The sequence below is a fragment of the Roseivivax sediminis genome (assembly GCF_900112685.1).
Classification (GTDB): Bacteria; Pseudomonadota; Alphaproteobacteria; order Rhodobacterales; family Rhodobacteraceae; genus Roseivivax; species Roseivivax sediminis.
This window is the reverse complement of sequence record NZ_FOMS01000027.1, coordinates 1-2,500: the sequence shown is the minus strand read 5'-3', so window position 1 is coordinate 2,500 and position 2,500 is coordinate 1. Positions and strand designations below refer to the sequence as shown.

General features: G+C 56.8%; 1 tRNA gene and 2 rRNA genes (1 of these 3 cut by a window edge). All 3 read left to right on the top strand.

Going from position 1 to position 2,500, the window contains the following annotated elements:
• Positions 1-1,994, top strand: a 23S ribosomal RNA gene (locus F3H57_RS21840); it begins 1,532 nt to the left of the window's first position.
• 210 nt (positions 1,995-2,204) lie between these two features.
• Positions 2,205-2,319: ribosomal RNA gene (gene rrf, locus F3H57_RS21835) — 5S ribosomal RNA — on the top strand.
• Positions 2,320-2,422: 103 nt separating this feature from the next.
• A tRNA-Met gene (locus tag F3H57_RS21830) sits at positions 2,423-2,499 on the top strand.
• Position 2,500 lies beyond the last annotated feature (1 nt).

Here is a 2,500-nt window from a genome sequence, read left to right as displayed (position 1 = left end):
AGCTGGTTCTCCGCGAAATCTATTTAGGTAGAGCGTCATCCGAATACCCCGGGGGGTAGAGCACTGGATGGGTAATGGGGCCCCACAGGCTTACTGATCCTAACCAAACTCCGAATACCCGGGAGTACTAGATGGCAGACACACTGCGGATGCTAACGTCCGTAGTGAAGAGGGAAACAACCCTGACCTCCAGCTAAGGCCCCCAATTCATGGCTAAGTGGGAAAGCAGGTGAGACGGCCAAAACAACCAGGAGGTTGGCTTAGAAGCAGCCATCCTTTAAAGATAGCGTAACAGCTCACTGGTCTAATCAAGCTGTCTTGCGGCGAAGATGTAACGGGGCTCAAGCCATGAGCCGAAGCTGAGGACGCGAGAGCGTGGTAGCGGAGCGTGGTGTGACATAGTCTCATTCCTCCTTCGATCCTTCGGGATCATTGGAGGAGAGAGGCTTGCTGAGAAGCCGGACCGTAAGGTTTACCGGTGGAGCGATCACCAGCGAGAATGATGACATGAGTAGCGACAAGGAGTGTGAGAGACACTCCCGCCGAAAGTCCAAGGGTTCCTGCTTAAAGCTAATCTGAGCAGGGTAAGCCGGCCCCTAAGGCGAGGCCGAAAGGCGTAGTCGATGGGAACCAGGTTAATATTCCTGGGCCAGGAGATGGTGACGGATTGTCCGAGTCGTATGTCCCTTATCGGATTGGGGCATATATGCGGCAGTCCCTGGAAATAGCCCTCCTTCGGACCGTACCCGAAACCGACACAGGTGGACTGGTAGAGAATACCAAGGCGCTTGAGAGAACGACGTTGAAGGAACTCGGCAAAATACCTCCGTAAGTTCGCGAGAAGGAGGCCCGGGCTATGATGTCCGGGGGCACAAACCAGGGGGTGGCGACTGTTTACTAAAAACACAGGGCTCTGCGAAGCCGCAAGGCGACGTATAGGGTCTGACGCCTGCCCGGTGCCTGAAGGTTAAAAGGAGGGGTGCAAGCTCCGAATTGAAGCCCAGGTAAACGGCGGCCGTAACTATAACGGTCCTAAGGTAGCGAAATTCCTTGTCGGGTAAGTTCCGACCTGCACGAATGGCGTAACGACTTCCCCGCTGTCTCCAACGTCGACTCAGCGAAATTGAATTGCCGGTCAAGATGCCGGCTACCCGCGGTTAGACGGAAAGACCCCGTGCACCTTTACTACAGCTTCAGACTGGCACCAGGCCAGGCATGTGCAGGATAGGTGGTAGGCTTTGAAACCGGGACGCCAGTTCCGGTGGAGCCACCCTTGAGATACCACCCTTGCCTCGCTTGGTGTCTAACCGCGAACCGTCATCCGGTTCCGGGACCCTCTGTGGCGGGTAGTTTGACTGGGGCGGTCGCCTCCTAAAGCGTAACGGAGGCGCGCGAAGGTTGGCTCAGAGCGGTCGGAAATCGCTCGTTGAGTGCAATGGCAGAAGCCAGCCTGACTGCGAGACTGACAAGTCGAGCAGAGTCGAAAGACGGCCATAGTGATCCGGTGGTCCCAAGTGGGAGGGCCATCGCTCAACGGATAAAAGGTACGCCGGGGATAACAGGCTGATACTGCCCAAGAGTCCATATCGACGGCAGTGTTTGGCACCTCGATGTCGGCTCATCTCATCCTGGGGCTGGAGCAGGTCCCAAGGGTACGGCTGTTCGCCGTTTAAAGAGGTACGTGAGCTGGGTTTAGAACGTCGTGAGACAGTTCGGTCCCTATCTGCCGTGGGTGTAGGAGACTTGAGAGGAGTTGACCCTAGTACGAGAGGACCGGGTTGAACGATCCACTGGTGGACCTGTTGTTGCGCCAGCAGCAGTGCAGGGTAGCTATGATCGGACAGGATAACCGCTGAAGGCATCTAAGCGGGAAGCCCCCCTCAAAACAAGGTCTCCCCGAGGGCCGTGGTAGACGACCACGTCGATAGGCTGGAGGTGTAAGCGTGGCAACACGCTCAGCTGACCAGTACTAATGGCCCGACAGGCTTGGTTCGATCCAGAAACAGACAGGCATCCCTGTCCTCTGGTCGAAAAGCATACCCCTTGTGAACAAGATCAGGACAACGACGCGCCATAAGCGCATGTTGATTGAGCGTATTCGCACCCGGCATGTCTGCGGTGTGGCCACGCGCTTTTGCCTCGCAAAAACGCTCCCGGCCACCGAGAAAGACACGGCGCGCGGATGCGCGCCGTGTCTTTCTCGGTTTGGTGGTCATAGCACGAGCAAAACACCCGGCTCCATTCCGAACCCGGCCGTTAAGTGCCGTCGCGCCAATGGTACTGCGTCTCAAGACGTGGGAGAGTAGGTCGCCGCCAAACCTAGCAAGACACGCCAATACGTATCTCTCGAATACGATGACACCAAACACCCTCCGCACCAATCAAAAACAGGCGCGGAGCACGGGCGACAAAGCCCAATTGGCGCGGGATGGAGCAGTCCGGTAGCTCGTCAGGCTCATAACCTGAAGGTCGTAGGTTCAAATCCTACTCCCGCAACCAG